This is a genomic window from Mycobacterium aquaticum (genome assembly GCF_002086485.1).
Lineage (GTDB): Bacteria > Actinomycetota > Actinomycetes > Mycobacteriales > Mycobacteriaceae > Mycobacterium > Mycobacterium aquaticum.
Window position 1 is genome coordinate 58,759 of sequence record NZ_MVHF01000026.1, and the last position, 18,345, is coordinate 77,103.

Sequence of the window (18,345 nt, forward strand, 5' to 3'; positions counted from 1 at the left end):
CAGGGCCGGCAACGATACACTCTGAGCGTGACGTCTGAGCTCACCCACGACATCGACTCGGTGGAGCGGGCAGCCGCCACCCCCGATCACCCCCAGCCCTACCGCGAACTCGGCCTCAAGGATGACGAGTACCAGCGGATCCGGGAGATCCTCGGCAGGCGTCCCACCGACGCTGAACTGGCCATGTACTCGGTGATGTGGAGTGAGCACTGCTCCTACAAGTCCTCCAAGGTGCACCTGCGCTATTTCGGTGAAACCACCACCGACGAGATGCGCGCCGGCATGCTGGCCGGTATCGGCGAGAACGCAGGCGTCGTCGACATCGGCGATGGCTGGGCCGTCACCTTCAAGGTCGAGTCCCACAACCACCCGTCCTACGTCGAGCCCTACCAGGGCGCGGCCACCGGTGTCGGCGGCATCGTCCGCGACATCATGGCCATGGGTGCCCGCCCGGTCGCGGTGATGGACCAGCTGCGGTTCGGTGCGGCCGACGCCCCCGACACCCGGCGCGTGCTCGACGGCGTGGTGCGTGGCGTCGGTGGCTACGGCAACTCCCTGGGCCTGCCGAACATCGGCGGCGAGACCGTCTTCGACGCGTCCTACGCGGGCAACCCGCTGGTGAACGCGCTGTGCGTCGGCGTGCTGCGCAAGGAAGACCTGCACCTGGCGTTCGCGTCGGGCACGGGCAACAAGATCATCCTGTTCGGTGCCCGCACCGGCCTGGACGGCATCGGCGGTGTGTCGGTGCTCGCGTCGGAGACCTTCGGCGGCGACGAAGGGTCCGGCCCCGGCCGCAAGAAGCTCCCCGCGGTGCAGGTCGGCGACCCGTTCACCGAGAAGGTGCTCATCGAGTGCTGTCTGGAGCTCTACGCGGCCGGCCTGGTGGTCGGTATCCAGGATCTCGGCGGCGCCGGATTGTCGTGCGCCACATCCGAACTGGCGTCCGCCGGCGACGGCGGTATGCGGGTGGAACTGGAACGGGTACCGCAGCGCGCGACCAACATGACCCCGGCCGAGATCCTGTCGAGCGAATCGCAGGAACGGATGTGCGCGGTGGTCACCCCGGAGAACGTCGACGCGTTCATGGCGGTGTGCCGCAAGTGGGAGGTGCTGGCCACCGTCATCGGTGAGGTGACCGACGGCGACCGGCTGCAGATCACGTGGAACGGCGAGACCGTCGTCGACGTGCCGCCGCGCACCGTCGCGCACGAGGGCCCGGTGTACCAGCGTCCGGTGGCGCGCCCCGACAGCCAAGACGCGCTGATCGCCGACACCTCGGCGAAGCTGCCGCGTCCCACGACGGGCGACGAGCTGCGGGAGACCCTGCTGACGATGGTCGGCAGTCCGCATCTGTGTAGCCGGGCGTTCATCACCGAGCAGTACGACCGGTACGTGCGGGGTAACACCGTGCTGGCCGAGCATGCCGACGGTGGTGTGCTGCGCATCGACGAGTCCACCGGCCGGGGCATCGCGCTGTCCACCGATGCCTCCGGGCGCTACACCCAGCTGGACCCCTACACCGGCGCGCAGCTCGCGCTCGCCGAGGCCTACCGCAACGTCGCCGTCACCGGCGCCACACCGGTCGCGGTGACCAACTGCCTCAACTTCGGGTCTCCCGAGGACCCCGGTGTCATGTGGCAGTTCAGCCAAGCGGTCCGCGGCCTCGCCGATGGCTGTGCGGCCCTTGGCATTCCGGTGACCGGCGGCAACGTCAGCTTCTACAACCAGACCGGGACCACCGCGATCCTGCCGACCCCGGTGGTCGGCGTGCTCGGCGTGATCGACGACGTGAAGCGCCGGATCCCCACCGGTCTCGGCACCGAGCCCGGCGAGACCCTGATGCTGCTCGGCGACACCCACGACGAGTTCGACGGGTCGATCTGGGCGCAGGTCACAGGCGACCACCTCGGCGGGGTGCCGCCGAAGGTGGACCTCGACCGCGAGAAGCTCCTGGCCGAGGTGCTGGTGGCGGCGTCGCGCGACGGGCTGGTCTCCGCCGCGCACGACCTGTCCGAGGGCGGGCTGATCCAAGCAGTGGTCGAAGCCGCGCTCGCGGGCGAAACCGGTTGCCGGGTCATCCTTCCCGAAGGTGCTGACCCCTTCGTGGCGCTCTTCTCCGAGTCGGCGGGGCGCGTACTGGTGGCCGTTCCGCGGACCGAGGAGAGCCGGTTCCGGTCGATGTGCGAGGCACGCGGCCTGCCGGTGACCCGCATCGGTGTGGTCGACCAGGGTAGCGATTCGGTCGAAGTGCAGGGCCAGTTCAGTGTCACCTTGTCCGAGCTGCGGAGCACGTCGGAGGGCGTGCTGCCCGGGTTGTTCGGGTGATTGAACAGACCACAAATCGACATCCGTTACTGGTCTGGGCCTGGAACCTGGTCCGGCTCGATTTCGCAGGCATCGCCGTCGGCGCCCTGTTCTTCTGTTTGTCGCTGACCCCGTCGCTGCTGCCCAGAGACTGGTTGTTCGCCGGGCTGATCGGTGGGATCAACGCAGCCATCGGCTACGGCATCGGCGTCGTGCTCGGAAAAGTGCTGTACCGCTTGGTTTTACGGCGTAGACCGTGGTGGCCCCCGGGTAAGCGGGTGCTGTACGGCCTCAAGGCGGTCGTCGTCACCGGTGCGATCGCGGCGTGCATTCTGATGCTGATCCCGGCCGCGGCCTGGCAGCGGCAGGTGTCGGCGGTGATGGGCATGGAAGGTCCGGGCACCGCGGGCTATCTGCGCACATTGATCATCGCCGTGGCCGTCGGCACGGCGTTGATCTCCACCGCGCGGGTGCTGCGTGACGCCGTGCGGCTGCTGGCCCGGCTGTTCATCCGGCGGTGGCATCTGCACCGTGAGGTCGCGCAGTTCATCGGGACCGCGATCGTGGTGGTGCTGGTGGTCACGCTGGTCAACGGTGTGCTCTACCGCGGGTTTCTGGCCGGGGCGAGTCGGGTGTTCCAGCCGCAGAACACCACCACCCGCGAGGGTGTCAGCCAGCCCGATCAACCTGAAAGATCAGGAAGCCCAGACTCTTTCGCGCAGTGGAACACCCTCGGCTTTCAAGGCCGCAACTTCGTCGCCACCGGCCCGCACGCCGACGAGCTCACCAAGCTCAACGGAAGGCCCGCCAAGGAACCGATCCGGGTGTACGCCGGATTGCAGACCGGCGACAGTGATCAGCAGCGGATCTCGGTGGTCCTCAGCGAACTTGAGCGTACCCACGCGTTCGATCGCAAGATGCTGGTGATCGTCCCGACCACGGGTACCGGCTGGGTCAATCCGGTCGCGGCGCGGGCACTGGAGATGATGTACAACGGCGACACCGCGATGGTCGGCATGCAGTATTCCTATCTGCCGAGCTGGATTTCGTTCCTGGCGGACCGGGAGAAGTCGGTGGACTCCGGTCGGACCATGATCAATGCCATCCATGAACGCTGGGCCCAACTGCCCGCGGACCACCGGCCGGAACTGGTGCTCTACGGCGAGAGCCTGGGTTCGCTGGCCGGGCAGGGAGCCTTCAGCTGGCTGCCCGACATCGCGAGGATGGGTTTCTCCGCTGTGCTGTGGGTCGGCCCGCCGAACGCCAGCACGCTGTGGCACGGCCTGATGGTGCGCCGCGACCCGGGAACCCCGGCGGTCAGACCGCGTTACGACAACGGCCGTACGGTCCGGTTCTCCGAAGCCGTCGATCCCGGCGAAATCGCCGCCGACACGGCAGGCACGTGGGAGGGGACCCGGGTGCTGTTCCTGCAGCATCCGTCGGACCCGATCGTCTGGTGGTCGACGGATCTGCTGTTCTCCCGGCCGGATTGGCTCGTCGAGCCGCCCGCCCGCGACCGCACGGCGTCGATGCGCTGGTATCCGATCATCACGTTCTGGCAGGTCGCCGCCGACATCACCAACGCCTCGGGGGTGCCGGCCGGGCACGGGCACAACTACGGCGAGTCGGTGTTGGACGGCTGGGCGGCGGTGGCGCCGCCGGCTGGTTGGACACCGCATGACACCGAGCGCATCCGGATCGCGCTACAGAAGACCATGGCCGAGGACGGCCCCGAAAACTGATGCCCGCCAACAGGTTACGGGCGCTGCTGCTGGCCGGTGGGCTGGTGGCCTGGAGCTCCCTGGTGGATCCGCGGCTACCGGCGCGCTGGCAGCCCGCGCTGCGGGCGCTCGTGGGCACTGGCCTGGTCGCGCTCACCCGCGCGCCGACCGGCCTGCAGACGACTCGCGTGCGGCCCGGCCTGCGGTGGGGTGCGGTCGCGGCCCTCGCAGTCACCGCCGCGACCGCGGCCACGACGGCGGTGCCCGCCGCACGCGCCGTGATGCGTCAGCGGGAATTGCCCTCGGATCCGGTCGGATGGCTGATGCTGCGGATCCCGATCGGCACGGTGTGGGCGGAGGAGACGACCTATCGTGGCGCGCTCGCGAGCGTGGGCTCCGGCGCATTCGGTCCCCGTGGCGGGCGGGTTCTGCAGGCGGCGGCATTCGGCTTGTCGCACATCGCCGATGCGCGCGCGACAGGCGCCCCAGTCGTCGGCACCGTGCTGGTGACCGGTGGCGCGGGATGGGTGTTCGGATGGCTGGCCGACAGTTCCGGTGGACTGGCTGCGCCGATGCTGACGCACCTGGCCCTCAATGAGGCTGGGGCGCTGGCCGTGCTGTTCTTCCGACGCCGCTGAGCAGCGCCGCGACGCCGACGATCAGGACGGTGACGCCCAGCGGCCACCACGCTGCGATCGCGAAGTCCCTCGCGCGCAGTGGGATGAACACCACGCCGGCCGCAGTCGCCAACATCACGATGCGGGGCACCTGCATCGCGGCGGGTGCCCCCGATACCCGCGAGTTCGCTTCGGCGACCAGGACATACACCACGAGTAGGAGCAACGCCGCCACGATGGACAGCAGGCCGCTGATCTCGCGCTGGTAGCGGCAGAGCGCCACCGCGACGACGGCGGTGCCCGCAGCGACCAGGCAGGAGGTCGCCACCCCGCCACCGAACAGCCGCCCGGCGACTCGCGTCGCTGCCCACAGCAATGCAAGAACAGCCGCACACGACAGCGGTACAGGACCCGCAAGCAGCCAGAGACGGCTTGGCTCACCGAAGATTTCGATCGCGATCGAGGAGAACGAACCGGCCTGGTATTGGAAACCGCCTGCCGTTGCGACGTTCACCGCCACCAGCAGCGTGACCGTGCACACGGCGACCGCGGCCAGCACCACGCCGAGGGGCCGGCTCACCGAGCGCAGCCTGCCGTTGGCGGCGCTCGCCACTTCGAACCCGACCAATCCCAGGCCAAGGGGAATCACGACGGCCAGTGCGACCAGCGCCGAGGAAAACCGCTGCGGGCCGATGTCGAGAGGCGCGGCCCCGCTGAGCATTTTGGCGATGATCGCCAAACCGACGTAGAAGTACACCAACAGACCCACCGCAGCCAGCACCGCGGCGGTCGCGCCGATGGTCCGGGTCGGCAGGACGGCAACCAGGGTTGCGGCGAGGCCGACGAAGGCCAGGGACAACGTCGGCCACCACCAGCTGGCCATCGCCGAAGCCGGATCCGCCGAGTGGTAGAACGACAGGCCGCCCAGCGACACCGCGACGCCGGCAGCCATGACGGCGTAGGCCGCCAGCTGGATCATGCCGGTGAACCGCGCGGCCGACGGACCGAGCGTCGATCCGACCAGATCACCGGTAGCCGGCGCTTCCGGTGCCTGACGGTGCAACCGCCCGAGTGCGTAGACCACCACGACGGCGATCAGGACGGCACCGAGTGCGCCGACGCCGTTGAACACAGCGCTTCCGGCCACGGCGAGCGACAGGCCGGCCGCACGCCACATCGGCAGAACGCCGGGCACGAAGTACCCCGTGTCGTCGGTTTCGGACACGGGCCGCTTCGGCATCGTTCGATGGTAAGGCCGCCTACATCGTCCTGACGTCAGGAATCAGTTGGTGCGGTTCGGATTCCTGATCGTCGATACCGAAGCTGATGATCTTGTGCGGCGTGATGCGGATGATGGCGGTGTCCAACTCATCGCCCGCGGCGCCGCGGGCGGCAGGCACCTGGGCCTGCTCGGCGGTGCCCCTGATCTCCAGACAGCGAACCCGCCACGGATCGCGAGAGGTGATGTCGTCGACCACGAACGCGACCTTTGGATTGGTGGCGATGTTGCGGAATTTCTGGCTGTGCGACATCCGGTAACCGGCGATGTCGATCGTGCCGAGTTGTTCGTTGAACGTGAAGCCAACCGGGCTGTTCTGCGGCGTGCCGTCGGGTTGGATGGTGGCCAACCGACCCAGGTCGGCGCCGCGCAGAAAGGCGATCTCATGCGGTTTGAAGATCATGCCGTCACGGTAGAACCTCAACGAAAGTTGATGTCAACGGCGGCGTCACGGGTTGATGGTCGGCTCGCCGATCTGACGGCCCCACACGTAGTCGGTGAACATCGGTGAGCCGAACTCGAAATGGTTGTACGGCGCGATCGACAGCCCGGTGTCCATCACCAGATACGGAGCGGGCCACAGGTCGCGCGTGATCTTCTGCCAGCAGCCCGGCTTGCCCTCGGGACCGCCGTGAGCATTCACGCGCGGCAGGTTGTCGGGATACACATAGGCATTGGCCGACCCGATGCTGTACAGCGTGCCCGAGGACGCCAGCGAATAGCCGTTGTCCCCGCCGAGCGCCAGGTTCAGCTCAGGTGCGACATCGTGATAGTTGCGGATCATGCAGAGGATTTCGCCCTGATACTCGTCGAGCAGCTCCGACGTCGGAAGCAGATCCTGTGCCCCGCGCCGCAGGTACGGTCCGCCGCGTTCGGCGATGTCGGCCCCGGTGCCGGCGAACCCGATCGCCGCCATCAGCGCCGAATCGATGTTCTCCCGTTCGGCGTTGAACGTGGCTGCGGTGCGTGCCGCGTCGGTCAACCCGTCGAACAAATCTGGCGCGGCGCCGGTGTACACGTCGCCGAGATCGGCCAACGCGCTGATGTCGTGGTGCAACTGCGGCATCCGCGGGTTCAGGTCGTCGAGGATGGCGTTCCCATCGACCAGCGACCGGCCGAACTTGTCGCCGAGACCGGACAGCGCCTGGGCGGTGGCCGACAGGGTCTGGTTGAGCTTGATGGGGTCGACCTGCTCCGAGATGGCCGTGATGGTTTCGAAGAGCGTGTTGAACTCGGTGGTCACCGCGGACACGTCGATCGGTGTCGTGGTGGAAACCCGCTCGGCACTTGGCTTTTGCGGCGAGCGGAAGGCGACGTACTTGTTGCCGAACACGGTCGTGGCCTGGATCGAGGTTTCCACGTTGGCAGGTAACAGGTCCAGATAACGCGGGTCGATGTCGAGCATGACCCGCGCCTTGAGGTCATCTCCGTTGACTGTGCTGACGCCGGCGACCCGGCCGATCGGGACACCGTTGTAGGTGACCTTGGATCCGGGGTCCAGCACCAGGCCGGCACGTGAGGACACCAGGGTCAGCTGTGCCTTCGGCTGGAAAGCCCCGCGGAACTGCAGCGCGACCAGCATCAGCACAAGCGCCACGACCGCAAGGAGAGCGGCGCCGGCCGTCTTGTACGGCGGATTGTGGCGATCGGCAAACACTTTGAGACACTAAGGTATGGCCGCCCGTGGTAGTGCAGATCCGGTGAAGACCCGGGTCGCCGTGTCGGCGGTGGCCGACTGGTTGCGCGACGCCGGAGCCCCCGAACCAGGCCGGGCCGAGCTCGCCGACGCGGTGCGACTCACCGCGCGCACGCTGGCAGCGGTCGCACCGGGCGCGAGCGTCGAGGTCCGGGTACCGCCATTCGTGGCGGTGCAGTGCATCCAGGGGCCGCGGCACACCCGCGCCACGCCGCCGAACGTCGTCGAAACCGACGCCCGCACCTGGCTGTTGCTGGCCACGGGGCTTTTGTCGCTCGACGACGCCGGCGGCGCCGTGCAGCTGTCCGGTTCGCGCGCCACCGAGGTTGCGCGGTGGCTACCACTGGTCACGCTGTAGCGCTCAGCGGAAGAACGGATAATCCTGTACCCAGTGAAAACCCCTGTTGCGCAAGGTGAATCCGTTCTCATCGACCTGATCGAGCGTCATCGCAACAGGACGGCCCCGCAATGTGCCCGCCAGGTGCAGCTGTTGCCGCGTCGGGCGTGACACGGTGAGTTCGGCCAGCGCGGCGCCGCCCGGCTCCGAGGCTCGGATGGTGTCCGCCGTGACGTCGGCGGTCGTGTCCACCAGGTCGCCGCTCATCCGCTGATATGTCATTGCGCCGGGCTTGTCGAAAATCACCCGTTGCCAACGGGTCTGGTCGGTGGTCAGCGGCGGCAGCGGCTTGCCGTCGACGCTGAACTCGTGGACCGCCCAGATGCCGTACAACTCGGGCTTGGCGCTACCGCCACCGTATTGATTCCAGGCCTGCCAACCGGTCCACACGCAGCCGATCGCCACCCAGATGCCGAGCAGCGCCTGAGCTGCGGCCGCTCTCCGGTTGGCCCGCTCGGTGCCGAACAGTTCAGGTTGGCTGACGGGCTCCGACGCGCGTTGCAGGACAAAGAGGTTCGTCAACTGTCGCAGCTGCGGGGCGAGCAGCACCAAACTCATCAGCAGCAGATGGCCCGACAGGATCTTGACCGGGACGTCGAACGTCATGTTCAACAGGAACACCTGCGCCATGCTCACCAGGCCGACCAGCGCACCCAGCGTCGCGGTGCGCGGCAGGAACAGCAGCAGCCCCGCCAGCACCTCCGCGGCGCCCAATGCCATCTCGTAGGGCTGCGACGTGCCGACCTGCAGCCACAGCACCGAGGCTGGGCTGAAGTTGCCGTAGGGCTGCAGCAACGCCGTCAGCGGTGGGCTGGGCATCTGCGTCGGGATGAGTTTGGCGAATCCGTAGAACAACATCTGCCCGGCCACACACAACCGCACGAACGTCAGGAACCACGCCCAGAGCCGCGAGTAGTCACGGCGGGTACGGTCCACCAGCGACCACACCGCGGTGCCGATGACGGCGACGACCAGCAGGCAGAACACCATGACCCAGATGGCTGCCTGATCCCCGCTGCCCGAGTCCATGTGCAACACGGCTTCGACACCGAAGACATGCCTACCGACCCAGCCCAACACCGGGCCCAGCACCGTCATCTGCCACATCACGGCCGATTCCGGCAGCACCTGACCCAGGATGCCGAGGAAGGCGAACGTGATCTGTGCGAACAGCAGACAGAACAGGCCGAAGTAGATGAAGCAGAATCGGAATGAGGTCTTCGTCACGTTCGACCATGGGTGCGGCTGAGCGTCGTCGACGGATTCTGCAGGACCGGTTGCGGGCTTCTCCGAGAGTTGACTGGTCACGAAAGTCATCCTTGCCGTTGGCCAGTGGCGAATCGATGGGGTTATCCCGACGGATCGGGGTTCGGTTGTCCACACCATCGGGGCGGGCTCGGAAATGGGGCCGGGGCGTCCGTTGTTGCACGTCTGCGATACCAGAACCGGCCGTTCGATTCTTTTTCAGGCCCATCTGGACCGTAGACTCTGTGATGTCTCCAACCGCCGCCCCGGGAGCAGCCCTATCGTGACTGGTCAGGAACTCGACGACAACGAACCGCGCGAAGAGTGTGGTGTATTCGGGGTCTGGGCCCCGGGAGAAGACGTCGCCAAGCTCACCTACTACGGCCTGTACGCGCTACAGCACCGTGGTCAGGAAGCCGCGGGTATCGCGGTCACCGACGGCTCCCAGATCCTCGTCTTCAAGGATCTCGGCCTGGTCAGCCAGGTGTTCGACGAGCAGACGCTGGCCGCGATGCCAGGCCATGTCGCCGTCGGCCACTGCCGCTACTCGACCACCGGCTCCACCACGTGGGAGAACGCCCAACCCGTCTTCCGTAACACCGCGGCGGGCACGGGCGTGGCGCTGGGACACAACGGCAACCTGGTGAACACGGCTGAACTCGCCCGGCGGGCGCGCGAAGCGGGCCTCATCGACATGAAGGGCGCCCCCACGGCCACGACGGACTCCGACATCCTGGGCGCGCTGCTGGCCCACGGCGCCGCCGACGCCACTCTGGAGCAGGCGGCCCTCGAGCTGCTGCCGACCGTGCGCGGCGCCTTCTGCCTGACGTTCATGGATGAGACCACGCTGTACGCCGCACGCGACCCGCACGGCGTGCGGCCGTTGTCGTTGGGCCGGCTGGACCGCGGCTGGGTCGTCGCCTCCGAGACCGCGGCGCTCGACATCGTGGGTGCCTCGTTCGTCCGCGACATCGAGCCCGGCGAACTGCTGGCCATCGACGCCGACGGCGTGCGCTCGACGCGTTTCGCCAACCCGGAACCCAAGGGCTGCGTCTTCGAATACGTCTACCTGGCCCGCCCGGACAGCACGCTCGTCGGCCGTTCGGTCCACGCCACCCGCGTCGACATCGGCCGGCGGCTGGCCCGTGAACACCCCATCGAGGCCGACCTGGTGATCGGCGTGCCCGAATCGGGCACCCCCGCGGCGGTCGGGTACGCGCAGGAATCGGGTATCCCGTACGGGCAAGGCCTGATGAAGAACGCCTACGTGGGCCGCACGTTCATCCAGCCGTCGCAGACCATCCGGCAGCTGGGCATCCGGCTCAAGCTCAACCCGCTCAAAGAGGTGATCCGGGGCAAGCGCCTGATCGTCGTCGACGATTCGATCGTCCGCGGCAACACCCAGCGCGCCCTGGTCCGCATGCTCCGGGAAGCCGGTGCGGTCGAGGTCCACGTCCGGATCGCGTCGCCGCCGGTCAAATGGCCCTGTTTCTACGGCATCGACTTCGCGACCCCGGCGGAGCTGATCGCCAACGCCGCGCCCCAGGAGCACGAGGGGGAGATGCTGGAGGCCGTTCGACACGCCATCGGCGCCGACACCCTGGGCTACATCTCCCAGCAGGGCATGATCGCTGCCACAGAGCAGCCGGCAACCCGGTTGTGCTCGGCCTGCTTCGACGGCAACTACCCGATCGAACTGCCTGGTGAGACGGCGCTCGGCAAGAACGTCGTCGAGCACATGCTGGCCACCGCGGCGCGCACCGGAATCCCGGTCACCGCCGACAACGACAACGTCTCGGCGCTGCGCAGGCCCTGAGAGACGCGTCAGCGCGCCGGCGCTGTATCGCGCCGATCCCCGGGGCGGTAGCCTTATTTGCGATGACTAAAGGCGCCGCACAGCACGGCATCGCCGATCAGCAGGGCATTTCCTACGCATCGGCCGGGGTGGACATCGAAGCCGGTGACCGCGCTGTGGAACTCTTCAAACCGCTCGCTGCTAAAGCAACCCGTCCCGAGGTCCGGGGTGGTCTGGGCGGCTTCGCCGGACTGTTCGCACTGCGCGGCGGTTACCGCGAGCCCGTCCTGGCCTCGTCGACCGACGGCGTGGGCACCAAACTGGCGGTGGCCCAAGCCATGGACAAACACGACACGGTCGGGCTGGACCTGGTCGCGATGGTGGTCGACGACCTCGTCGTGTGCGGGGCCGAGCCCCTGTTCCTCCAGGACTACATCGCCGTCGGGCGGACGGTCCCCGAACGCGTCAGCGCCATCGTGTCCGGCATCGCCGACGGGTGCGTGCTGGCCGGCTGCGCGCTGCTCGGCGGGGAGACGGCCGAGCACCCGGGGCTGATGGAGCCCGACCACTACGACATCTCCGCGACGGGCGTCGGCATCGTCGAGGCAGACGATGTGCTGGGGCCCGACCGGGTCAAGCCGGGCGACGTGATCATCGCCATGGCCGCCAGCGGCCTGCACTCCAACGGCTACTCGCTGGCCCGCAAGGTGCTGCTGGAGATCGACCGGATGAACCTGGCCGGCCACGTCGAGGAGTTCGGCAGGACCCTCGGTGAGGAGCTGCTGGAGCCGACGCGCATCTACGCCAAGGACTGCCTGGCCCTGGCGGCGGAAACCCAGGTCCGCACGTTCTGCCACGTCACCGGTGGTGGCCTGGCCGGCAACCTGGAACGGGTCATCCCGCACGGCCTGACCGCGACGCTCGATCGCGGCACGTGGACGCCCGCGCCGGTGTTCCAGATGATCGCGCAGCGTGGCCGCATCGAACGTGTCGAGATGGAGAAGACGTTCAACATGGGCGTCGGCATGGTCGCCGTCGTCGCGCCGGAGGACACCGACCGTGCGCTGGCGATCCTGACTGCGCGACACCTGAACTGCTGGACGCTGGGCACCGTCGAGAAGGGCGGGAAGGACAGTTTGCGCGCCCAACTCGTCGGTCAGCACCCGCGCTTCTAACCCGGGAAGGGTTCTCCTCGCGGATAGAGGAATCCGGCCCTGCGGCCAAGCTGCCGTGGGGCCGGAATGCCGGTCAGCTCAGCGCCGCCAGTCGTCCTCGTTGGCCCACTCGTCGGCGTCGTCGTTTGCATCCTCGGAATCGGGAGCACCCGACAGCTCACGTTGGAGCTGGGAGAAATCGGTCTGCGGTGAGCTGTACTTGAGCTCACGTGCAACCTTGGTCTGCTTTGCCTTAGCCCGGCCGCGGCCCATGGGGGGACCCCCTCGCGCAATAACGGAGCGGCCCATTTGCTAGGCGGCTCCGATCTGTGTGTCTTTATTGTCCTGCCAACACTTTACCGTGCCCGGCGGCGAAGTGCTGGCAGGCCCTGCCTCCGACGGGGCGTGAGGGCCGTTACGCGCCGCTGCGCAGCCGGTCCACCGCAGCTCGTCCGGCGCCCGCACTGGTATCCGCGGACGGCAACGAGTCGGGGTCGATCACCGCCGCCACGGCCACCTCACCACCTGTGAGCAGCTCGGTCTCGACCGGAATACCGCGTTTGAGCAGCGCGAGCGCAATCGGTCCTTCGTCGACGTGGTCGACGACGGTGCCCAGCCGGCCCACCGTGCGGCCGCCCGCGGTCACGGGATCCCCCGCCGAAGGACGCTCGGAGGATCCGTCGAGCTGCAGCAGGACCAGCATCCGGGGCGGTTTGCCCAGGTTGTGCACGCGGGCGACGGTCTCCTGGCCTCGGTAGCAGCCCTTGTCCAGGTGGACCGCGGACCCGATCCAGCCGACCTCGTGCGGGATGGTCCGTTCGTCGGTGTCGATTCCCAGCCGGGGGCGACGCGCCGCCACCCGGTGCGCTTCGTAGGCCCAGACCCCGGCTCGCTGCACGCCGGCCGCCTCCAGTCGCTGTTTCCAGGCGTCGACCTGGTCGCGGGGCACCACGAGATCCAGTTCCAGCCCATCGGCCCGCATGCGCCGGAGGAAACCGCCGTCGGCCAGCGCCACCGCGGAAAGCTCGGCGGGCAGGGCGTCGAGGCCCAGTGCAGACAACACTGCCGAGTCGGCCAGCGCCGGACCCAGGAGGGAAAGCACCGCCAGTTCGGCGGGCTCAACCTGCACGTCGGCCCAGAACACCATCTTGCGCAGGTAGCTCAACAGCGGCTCGGCCCGCCACGCCTCGGTGTCCAGGTAGGTGGTGCCACCGAGTTCGGTCTGGATCCAGTGATCCTCGACCCGGCCCTGCAGATCCAAGCTGAGGTTTTCCGTCACGGCACCGTCGGGCAGCGCGCTGACGTGCTGCGTGGAGATGCTGTGCAGCCAGGTCTGGCGGTCTTTGCCCGTGAGGGTGAGCACTGCGCGGTGGGACCGGTCGACCACGACGGCGCCCCGGTCCGCGGCTCGCTGTTCACCGAGGGGATCGCCGTAGTGCCACACGGCACCGGCATCAGGGCTGCTGTCGGGCGCAGGAACGGCTGTCGGTACTTCTGACATGGTCCAACTCTACGGCGCTAGGGTGAGGCCCCATGGCGAGTCAACCAGCCGTCGTGGTCACCCTGGACGGACAACTCCACGATCCGACGGCACCTCTACTGCACGCCGACGATCTGGCCGCGGTGCGCGGCGACGGGGTCTTCGAGACGCTGCTGATCCGCGACGGCAGGCCCTGCCTGCTGGAGTCGCACCTGGCGCGGCTGAGCCAGTCGGCCCGGATGCTCGACCTGCCCGAGCCCGATCTGCCGGCCTGGCGCACTGCGGTGGGCATCGGCGCGCAGCGCTGGGCGGCCGAACATGCCGGCGACGGGGTGTTGCGCCTGGTGTACAGCCGGGGCCGCGAAAGTGGCGGGTCACCGACGGCGTTCGCCACCATCGGCGAACTGGCCGACCGGGTCGCCGGTGCCCGGCGCGACGGGGTCGCGGCGATCACGCTGGACCGCGGTCTGCCGCTGGGGGCCGCCGACATGCCGTGGTTGGTCGCCGGCGCCAAGACGCTGTCCTACGCGGTCAACATGGCCGCGTTGCGGCACGCCGCGCGCCAGGACGCCGGGGACGTCATCTTCGTCAGCTCCGACGGGTATCTGCTGGAGGGACCTCGGTCCACCGTCGTCATCGCGACCACAGACGAATCAGGGGCGCTGTTGCTGCTCACGCCGCCGCCGTGGTACCCGATCCTGCGCGGAACGACGCAGCAGGCGCTCTTCGAGGTGGCCCGCAACAAGGGTTACGACTGCGACTACCGCCAGCTCACACCGGCGGATCTGATTACCGCACAAGGGGTTTGGCTGATATCGAGCATCACACTCGCCGCGCGGGTGCACACCCTGGACGGACACCGCCTACGCGATGCCCCGCTGCATGACGAACTGGCCGGTCTCGTGGACGCGGCCATCGTCAGCGATCGCTGACAGTAAATCGCTTGTCGCGGTGCGCATACGGGGGTACGGTCGCTCGTACACAGGGAAGGAGGTGGTCCGACAAATTGATTGATTTATGGACATGTGAGGTGGCTGCCCGCTAGCAGCGCGGGGTGAATTGCCTGCGCGCGCTGGCGAATTCCCCGCAGCCACCCGGCCCCCGAGCCCCTCGGTCAGTCCAACCCAGGAACCAAGGCTCGGGGGCCGCTCCATGTCCGGGGCGGCATTCTCGTTACCGCGGCGGTGGCGCCGGCGCCAACGAAGCGCACGCCTGCAACGCGTTGTTCCAGGCGTTCTGATCTACTCCCGGCGGCGGAGGGGGTGTCGCACGGTCACCGTGGTTTCCCGGTGGCGGCCCGGCTGGAGGAGCTCCCTCGGGAGGCGTCGCACCGTCGGGCGGAGGGCCGTCCGGATGCCCCGGCGGCCGCTGGCCGAACCCGCCCGGAGGGGCGGGCATGCCGTGATCTTCCATGCACTGGCCGTACGCGTCGGGTGCTGCCGATTCCGGCGCCGCTGACGTTGCGGCCGGGGTCGACGCAGACGCTGCAGCCGACGAGCTGGTCTGCCCACTTGACGGTTGGCTCGACGAACAGGCGGCGACACCACCGATGAGCGCGGTGGCCGCCATGCCGGTCAAGACCGTTTTCAAGATCGTCTGTCTCATGGCGGTGACGCTATGCGGCCGTGCTGGGCGCGGGTTATCCGATAGCTATGTGTGCGCTGTGTGGCCGGTTAGCGCGGCCCGGGAGCCAGGTCCGAGCATGCTGTCATGGCCTTCTGCCAGGTGCCCGGGTCGACGCCCTGCGGCGGGCCCGCGACGGGGCCGGGTGCTGCTGGCACACCATGCTCGGTGAGGCAATGCGCGAACGAGCCGTGTTCGGGAGGCGTCGACGTGGGCGCCGGTTGCGGAGCGCTCTCGGTCGAACAGGACACCAGGGTGGCCGCGGCGGCCAGGGCGGCCACCGCATACGCGAGACGGTGCACTAGCCGACGAACCTGCTCAGCCGGGCCGACAGATGCGGGACGAGGCCGCCGTCGGCGTCGACGCGCTCCTCCACATACGCCAGATCGCCGCCCTCGATGATGCCGTAGAGCCGTTTTGCGCCACCGACAAGCACTCCGGAGCGACTGCGGGCCAGCGCATCGGTGGCCAGTTCCCACGACGACTGGTTGAGCGGCTGGCCGTAGAACAACTCCACGTAGCCGGCGGAGTGCGCGAGCAGCAATTCGATGGCCTGTGCCTCGGACGGATCCGACGGATCGTCGACGAAGCGCCAGTAGCCGGTTTCCCGCAGGGCGGGGGAGTCGTAGTCCCCGGACTCGTTGAGCCGCCAGGACCGGGCTTCCCAGTTCAGGTAGTCAGAGCCGTCGTGGGATACCACGATCTGCTGGCCGAACCGGTAGTCGCCGTCGGCGTCGCGGCCTTCGCCCTCGCCGCGCCAGACTCCGACGAGCGGCAGCAGCGCCAGCAGGGCGTCGTTGAGTCCCACGCCGTCGCGCAGGTTGGCGGTATCGGCGGGAAGCGGTAGATCCTGGAAGGCCGGGATGTTGCGGGCTGCCGTGGCCTTGGCCCGTTCGGCAGCCGCGGCGACCGCGCGGTCACCGGAGCCCGGTACGACCGATTCGGGACCGTCGGCCGGAACGTCCTGCTCGGACGTCACGACTCGTCGGTGACGAGCCGGTAAAGGGTGTACAACGCAAACCACGTGATGACCACGACGGCCGCGACAAGCATGATCTCGAAGAAGAGCACCACGGCGATGAGTCTAGTTCCTCAGCGAAGGTCTCGCGGCCCCGGGTGGTGTGCCGACGGTCACTCGCCGAACGTGAGCTTGTGTGCCAGATACGGGCGAATCCTCGCACGCAAGCTCACGTTCGGGCGAAGAGCTATGCGACCTTGACGTCGACCTCGTGGATCCCGGCACCGGTCGGCGCGACGCTGGCGTCACCGTTGCCGGCAGGCGACAGGGCGCGCAGCGTCCAGGTGCCCGGCGCGGCGAAGAAGCGGAAGTCACCGGTCGCCGACGCCACCACCTCGGCGGTGAACTCGTCGGAGGAGTCGAGCAGGCGCACGAAAGCCCCGCCGACAGCCTGGCCGGAGCCGTCGACCACGCGTCCGGTGATCACGGTTTCCTTCTCCAGGTCGACGCCGGCCGGCAACGTCTGTCCTTGCTTGGGTGCAGAGCACATATCAACTTCCCAACTCGATCGGGGCGCCCACGAGGGAGCCGTATTCCGTCCAACTGCCGTCGTAGTTCTTGACGTTCTTGTGTCCCAGCAGTTCCTGCAGCACGAACCAGGTGTGCGACGAGCGCTCACCGATCCGGCAGTAGGCGATGGTTTCCTTCTCGCCGTCCAGGCCCGCCGCGGCGTACAGCGCCGCGAGCTCCTCGTCGGACTTGAAGGTGCCGTCCTCGTTGGCGGCCTTGCTCCACGGAACGTTGATGGCTCCGGGGATGTGTCCGGGCCGCTGGCTCTGTTCCTGCGGGAGGTGCGCGGGGGCCAGGATCTTGCCGGAGAACTCGTCGGGCGAACGCACGTCGACCAGGTTCTTGACGTTGATCGCGGCGATCACGTCGTCACGGAAGGCGCGGATGCTGTGGTCCTGCGGCTTGGCCGAGTACGACGTCTCCGGGCGGCTCACCGCGTCCTTGACCAGCGGGCGGCCATCGAGCTGCCAGCGCTTGCGGCCGCCGTCGAGCAGCTTGACGTCGGTGTGGCCGTACAGCTTGAAGTACCAGTAGGCGTAGGCCGCGAACCAGTTGTTGTTGCCGCCGTACAGGACCACGGTGTCGTCATTGCTGACGCCCTTGTCGCTCAACAGCTTCGAGAACTGCTGCTGGTCGACGAAGTCGCGCTTGACCGCGTCCTGCAGGTCGTCTTTCCAGTCCAGCTTGACGGCGCCGGGGATGTGGCCCTCGTCGTCATAAGCGCTGGTGTTCTCGTCGACCTCGACGAATACCACGCCAGGAGTTTCGAGATTGCTCCCGGCCCATTCGGTGGAGACCAGGACGTCGGAGCGTGCCATAGACGAGATCCTTTCGGTTGCTTGATATTTGAGGGTCAGGCGGGACTTGGCGTGCGACGGAACCGGGCCACCAGCGGATAGATCTGGCAGCCGAGGCAGATGCCGAAAGCGGCATTGAGGAACGCTGCCACCAAGGCCAGCGCGGTGGCGGCCAAGCCCAGCGCGGGGACGCCGAGCGCGAAGCCGACGGTACCCACGACGGCGAACACGAAGCCGACCAGTTGAGCGAATTTCAGCGGAGCAACCGGTTCACGTTCGGTGACGGGACCGAGACGGGGCGCTACGAGCTTGGCGAACAACCGGCCGTACGGATGACGGCGGGGGCCGCCGATGGCGCCGATGGCGAACACCACCGCCTGCAGGCCGAGCACGACGGCGGCCGCGGTATTGCTGACCCCGGAGACCAGCAGGGTGAGAATCAATGCACCGGTGGTGACCCAGGCGGCGAATCGTGGGCCGCGCACGTCGACCTGACCGACGGTCTCGAGGTGGGGACCTGACATGTGAAGAAGCTCCTGTTGTTGTTGGAAGGCTGGAAGGTGAGCAGGCCGGAGACAAGACTCCGAGCGGGCACGTCAAGACGCGCGGAAGCGCTCAGCAGCAACAACAACAACAGCAACCCGCGACGCGGCACAGATCGACTGCGCGGCGCTTGGTGAGCACAAGCTCAATGCGGGCGGACACGAGC

The 18,345-nt window shown here is 68.0% G+C and carries 20 protein-coding genes; 7 read left to right on the forward strand and 13 right to left on the reverse strand.

From position 1 onward, the window contains the following. Positions 1-27 precede the first annotated feature (27 nt). The 3 genes from purL to BST13_RS22920 are packed head-to-tail and all read left to right on the forward strand — an operon-like array spanning position 28 to position 4,663. Entirely contained in the window at positions 28-2,325 is a 2,298-nt protein-coding gene (purL, locus tag BST13_RS22910) for a phosphoribosylformylglycinamidine synthase subunit PurL (RefSeq protein ID WP_083166313.1), read from the forward strand. Further along, complete coding sequence (locus BST13_RS22915; RefSeq protein ID WP_083166314.1) at positions 2,322-4,046, forward strand: alpha/beta hydrolase; 1,725 nt, start codon at positions 2,322-2,324, stop codon at positions 4,044-4,046. Before purL ends, BST13_RS22915 begins: the two co-directional genes overlap by 4 nt. After that, positions 4,046-4,663 carry an Rv0804 family intramembrane glutamic endopeptidase gene (locus BST13_RS22920; RefSeq protein WP_083166315.1) on the forward strand — a complete coding sequence of 206 codons (618 nt, stop codon included), beginning with the start codon at positions 4,046-4,048 and terminating at the stop codon, positions 4,661-4,663. The genes BST13_RS22915 and BST13_RS22920 overlap by 1 nt, the downstream gene beginning before the upstream one ends. Here BST13_RS22920 and BST13_RS22925 read toward each other — a convergent pair. From BST13_RS22925 to BST13_RS22935, 3 genes are read right to left on the reverse strand one after another with little or no spacing between them, the layout of a single operon-like run. Next, a complete protein-coding gene (locus BST13_RS22925) occupies positions 4,617-5,882 on the reverse strand; it encodes an APC family permease (protein WP_083166316.1) in 1,266 nt (421 codons plus the stop codon). The two genes, BST13_RS22920 and BST13_RS22925, sit on opposite strands and share 47 nt — an antisense overlap. Positions 5,883-5,901: 19 nt before the next feature. Beyond that, complete coding sequence (locus tag BST13_RS22930; RefSeq protein WP_083166317.1) at positions 5,902-6,324, reverse strand: PPOX class F420-dependent oxidoreductase; 423 nt, start codon at positions 6,322-6,324, stop codon at positions 5,902-5,904. A gap of 45 nt (positions 6,325-6,369) precedes the next feature. Continuing rightward, positions 6,370-7,578, reverse strand: a complete 1,209-nt coding sequence (locus BST13_RS22935) for an MCE family protein (protein ID WP_083166318.1) — start codon at positions 7,576-7,578, stop codon at positions 6,370-6,372. A 16-nt stretch (positions 7,579-7,594) separates the two neighbouring features. On the opposite strand from BST13_RS22935, the gene BST13_RS22940 reads away from it, so the two are divergent. Next, positions 7,595-7,975 carry a sterol carrier family protein gene (locus BST13_RS22940; RefSeq protein WP_083166319.1) on the forward strand — a complete coding sequence of 127 codons (381 nt, stop codon included), beginning with the start codon at positions 7,595-7,597 and terminating at the stop codon, positions 7,973-7,975. A gap of 3 nt (positions 7,976-7,978) precedes the next feature. Here BST13_RS22940 and BST13_RS22945 read toward each other — a convergent pair whose 3' ends face one another. Further along, complete coding sequence (locus tag BST13_RS22945; protein ID WP_245839773.1) at positions 7,979-9,331, reverse strand: DoxX family protein; 1,353 nt, start codon at positions 9,329-9,331, stop codon at positions 7,979-7,981. A 211-nt stretch (positions 9,332-9,542) separates the two neighbouring features. On the opposite strand from BST13_RS22945, the gene purF reads away from it, so the two are divergent. Beyond that, positions 9,543-11,075 (forward strand): amidophosphoribosyltransferase, encoded by a 1,533-nt coding sequence (gene purF / locus BST13_RS22950; RefSeq protein WP_083166320.1) that lies wholly within the window; start codon positions 9,543-9,545, stop codon positions 11,073-11,075. Positions 11,076-11,137: 62 nt separating this feature from the next. Next, positions 11,138-12,229 (forward strand): phosphoribosylformylglycinamidine cyclo-ligase, encoded by a 1,092-nt coding sequence (gene purM / locus BST13_RS22955; RefSeq protein WP_064942171.1) that lies wholly within the window; start codon positions 11,138-11,140, stop codon positions 12,227-12,229. Positions 12,230-12,307: 78 nt separating this feature from the next. On the opposite strand, the gene BST13_RS22960 is transcribed toward purM, so the two are convergent. Together BST13_RS22960 and ygfZ are read right to left on the reverse strand one after the other, a co-directional pair. Next, positions 12,308-12,481, reverse strand: a complete 174-nt coding sequence (locus tag BST13_RS22960; protein ID WP_072278584.1) for a DUF3073 domain-containing protein — start codon at positions 12,479-12,481, stop codon at positions 12,308-12,310. A 142-nt stretch (positions 12,482-12,623) separates the two neighbouring features. Then, positions 12,624-13,709: a CAF17-like 4Fe-4S cluster assembly/insertion protein YgfZ gene (gene ygfZ, locus BST13_RS22965; RefSeq protein WP_083166321.1), complete on the reverse strand. Its 1,086-nt coding sequence runs from the start codon at positions 13,707-13,709 to the stop codon at positions 12,624-12,626. Between the two features lie 32 nt (positions 13,710-13,741). Here ygfZ and BST13_RS22970 point away from each other — a divergent pair, with 32 nt between their 5' ends. Beyond that, positions 13,742-14,620, forward strand: a complete 879-nt coding sequence (locus tag BST13_RS22970; RefSeq protein WP_083166322.1) for an aminodeoxychorismate lyase — start codon at positions 13,742-13,744, stop codon at positions 14,618-14,620. Positions 14,621-14,861: 241 nt separating this feature from the next. On the opposite strand, the gene BST13_RS22975 is transcribed toward BST13_RS22970, so the two are convergent. The 7 genes from BST13_RS22975 to BST13_RS40430 form a co-directional block, all read right to left on the reverse strand. Further along, a complete protein-coding gene (locus BST13_RS22975; RefSeq protein ID WP_083166323.1) occupies positions 14,862-15,293 on the reverse strand; it encodes a hypothetical protein in 432 nt (143 codons plus the stop codon). A 68-nt stretch (positions 15,294-15,361) separates the two neighbouring features. After that, a complete protein-coding gene (locus BST13_RS22980) occupies positions 15,362-15,613 on the reverse strand; it encodes a hypothetical protein (RefSeq protein WP_083166324.1) in 252 nt (83 codons plus the stop codon). Then, positions 15,613-16,290: a heme-binding beta-barrel domain-containing protein gene (locus BST13_RS22985; RefSeq protein WP_083166325.1), complete on the reverse strand. Its 678-nt coding sequence runs from the start codon at positions 16,288-16,290 to the stop codon at positions 15,613-15,615. The genes BST13_RS22980 and BST13_RS22985 overlap by 1 nt, the downstream gene beginning before the upstream one ends. Before the next feature lie 226 nt (positions 16,291-16,516). After that, a complete protein-coding gene (locus BST13_RS22990; RefSeq protein WP_029369850.1) occupies positions 16,517-16,819 on the reverse strand; it encodes a DUF1416 domain-containing protein in 303 nt (100 codons plus the stop codon). Between the two features lies 1 nt (position 16,820). Continuing rightward, positions 16,821-17,657 carry a sulfurtransferase gene (locus tag BST13_RS22995; protein ID WP_083166326.1) on the reverse strand — a complete coding sequence of 279 codons (837 nt, stop codon included), beginning with the start codon at positions 17,655-17,657 and terminating at the stop codon, positions 16,821-16,823. 35 nt (positions 17,658-17,692) lie between these two features. After that, entirely contained in the window at positions 17,693-18,160 is a 468-nt protein-coding gene (locus BST13_RS23000; RefSeq protein WP_083166327.1) for a DUF4395 domain-containing protein, read from the reverse strand. Between the two features lie 91 nt (positions 18,161-18,251). Then, positions 18,252-18,341, reverse strand: coding sequence for an Ms5788A family Cys-rich leader peptide (locus tag BST13_RS40430; RefSeq protein ID WP_425437039.1), 90 nt, complete (start codon positions 18,339-18,341; stop codon positions 18,252-18,254). Between the last annotated feature and the right edge of the window lie 4 nt (positions 18,342-18,345).